The organism is Moorena sp. SIO3I6, from assembly GCF_010672095.1.
In genome coordinates this window covers 1-2273 of the sequence record NZ_JAAHHU010000762.1, presented here as the reverse complement: position 1 = coordinate 2273, position 2273 = coordinate 1, and the positions used below count along the sequence as shown (strand labels likewise).

The following is a 2273-nucleotide window of genomic DNA, read 5'->3' as shown; positions in this document are numbered from 1 at the left end:
GTCAACATCTTCATCATTGGCTCCGCCTACAGCAATTGTGCCAACAAACTTTGTCTGAACTTTTGCAAATTAATCGTCGTTGGATTCTCCATTACAATCAGGGCAAACGTGCCATTGAGCTTGCCCTGTCTAGTTTTCAATCCCCTTTGTCGCCCTGCTAGGACATTGATACAAGCAGCAAAAGCTATTTATGTGCTTCATGTTTTCCAGAAAAAAACACAGAAGACCTCAAAGCGGGACATTCAACTAGGACAGAAGCGTTATCAGGAGATGGTTCAGTTTAGAAAGGAACAAAAGGATAAACATAAAAATGACTGATGAAAAAACCGTCAACGTCCTGTTAGGGGATGACAATGTATTTAAAGATTTGGGATTTGAGGCAGAAGAAGCAATGAATCTCAAGGTAAGAGCGGATCTGATGTTAGATTTACGTTCCTATATTCAGGAGCGGGGATGGACTCAAAATGAGGCAGCAGAGTTTTTGGGAGAAACCCAACCGAGGATTAGTAATTTAATGAATGGTGAAATTAGTCGATTTAGTGTGGATAAGTTAATTAATTTGCTAGGAAAAGTAGGGATGGAAGTGAAGGTATAAGTCGTCCCGAAAGTTTTATAGTTTTCAGCTATCAGCTATCAGCTATCAGCTGACCACTGACGGCTATCAGCTATCAGCTATCAGCTGACCACTGACGGCTATCAGCTATCAGCTATCAGCTGACCACTGACGGCTATCAGCTATCAGCTGACCACTGACGGCTAAATGGATCCCATTAGACAAAACAGTTTCAAGTTATTAACATCAAATTATCAAATAATTTCTAAAAACTATCATGTTTAGTCTGAGTGACATCTAGCAGGGTGACAGAGGTAGGGGAAAGCTAGATGTAGCAGAAGATACAGCCATAAGATCAAAAAAAAGATAGGTCAAATATAGCAAAGCCGACCTATTATCATGAAAATGATAGCAAAAGAATACCAAGAAATCCTGGAAAAGGAACTCAACCGCAGTACTTATCTATTACTAAGTCTAGTGGTAGCAAGTCTTCAATTATTTAAACAAGTGAAGTTAGAGTGGAAAGCCCACGGCACTGCCATTACCAATTTTGTTTGAAAGTCGTCGGCAGAAATTACGGCGTTTTTTGAGAAAGGAAAATTTAGGTGTGGAAAAAATTTGGTTTCCCTGTGTAAAGTGTCTTTTAAGGAGTATGTTTAAGCCCAATGATACTATATATTTAGCTCTAGACAGAACAAGCTGGGGAGAAATAAACATTTTGATGGTCAGTGTAATCTGGAACCAAAGAGCATGGCCAGTATATTGGAGTTTTTTATCAAAAAAGCGATGCAGCGCGGTCTTGGGAAGGCAGCGCGGTCTTGGGGGTCTCCCCCATGAGCGACTGCCGTGGTTTCCCCCATGAGCGACTGCATCAAGACAAGGAAGTAGTAACCTCAAAGAACAGCAAGAGGTATTAGGAAAAAGTCTTGAGGTTTTATCAGAGCAAATAGATGAGTATATAGTGGTTGTGCGCTTGTGATCGAGAATTTTGTTCACCAAAATTGGCAAGTTGGCTATCAGAAAAAGGTACCTTCTTTTGTTTAAGACAGAAATGCGATACAAAGATTGCCGTAGAAAATGGCTTATATAAGGAACTAAGAGATTGGGGTTTAACTCCTGGGATGAACTTTTTCATCAATGACCGACAGGTGAGCGACGCAAACCGGCTTTGGAACTTTCAATATTGCGGCTAAGTGGAAAGCGATGCAGCGCGGTCTTGGGGGTCCCCCCCATGAGCGACTGCATCAAGACAAGAAACTACAAAGGATTTAAGACAAAAGAACCTTGGTATATCTTAACTAACTTGATGGATTTAGACCTAGCTATTCGAGCTTACCAAAAGCGTTTTGATATTGCGGTGCGACCCCGGTCGGGTTTCCCGACCTAGGGAACGCGCACCAAGAGAAGAAGAGATGTTTCGAGATTTTAAAGCAGGTGGCTAGAATCTTGAAGGCTCTAAGCTCAAACCTCAGCAGCGTGAATATTCTACTTATTGTCGTTGCTATTGCATAGACTAGTGCCATTATCCACGGTCAAAACATTAAGAGTATTGGTATTCAAAAATATGTAGCACGACCGGAAAATTCCTCAACTTCACAACGTAGACATAGCTCTTTTTATATTGGTCAACATCTTCATCATTGGCTCCGCCTACAGCAATTGTGCCAACAAACTTTGTCTGAACTTTTGCAAATTAATCGTCGTTGGATTCTCCATTACA

General features: G+C 41.1%; 4 protein-coding genes. All 4 read left to right on the top strand.

What is annotated here, in order from left to right; all coding sequences use genetic code 11:
• Nucleotides 1–108 precede the first annotated feature (108 nt).
• The 4 genes from F6K49_RS42415 (at nucleotide 109) to F6K49_RS42400 (ending at nucleotide 1940) form a co-directional block, all read left to right on the top strand.
• Nucleotides 109–318 (top strand): type II toxin-antitoxin system RelE/ParE family toxin, encoded by a 210-nt coding sequence (locus F6K49_RS42415; protein WP_293107394.1) that lies wholly within the window; start codon nucleotides 109–111, stop codon nucleotides 316–318.
• The gene (locus F6K49_RS42410; RefSeq protein ID WP_293107391.1) at nucleotides 311–595 is read left to right on the top strand and encodes a helix-turn-helix transcriptional regulator; all 285 of its coding nucleotides are present in this window, start codon (nucleotides 311–313) and stop codon (nucleotides 593–595) included. Before F6K49_RS42415 ends, F6K49_RS42410 begins: the two co-directional genes overlap by 8 nt.
• 357 nt (nucleotides 596–952) lie before the next feature.
• Nucleotides 953–1111: a hypothetical protein gene (locus tag F6K49_RS42405; protein ID WP_293107388.1), complete on the top strand. Its 159-nt coding sequence runs from the start codon at nucleotides 953–955 to the stop codon at nucleotides 1109–1111.
• A gap of 673 nt (nucleotides 1112–1784) precedes the next feature.
• Nucleotides 1785–1940: a hypothetical protein gene (locus F6K49_RS42400; RefSeq protein ID WP_293107385.1), complete on the top strand. Its 156-nt coding sequence runs from the start codon at nucleotides 1785–1787 to the stop codon at nucleotides 1938–1940.
• Nucleotides 1941–2273 lie beyond the last annotated feature (333 nt).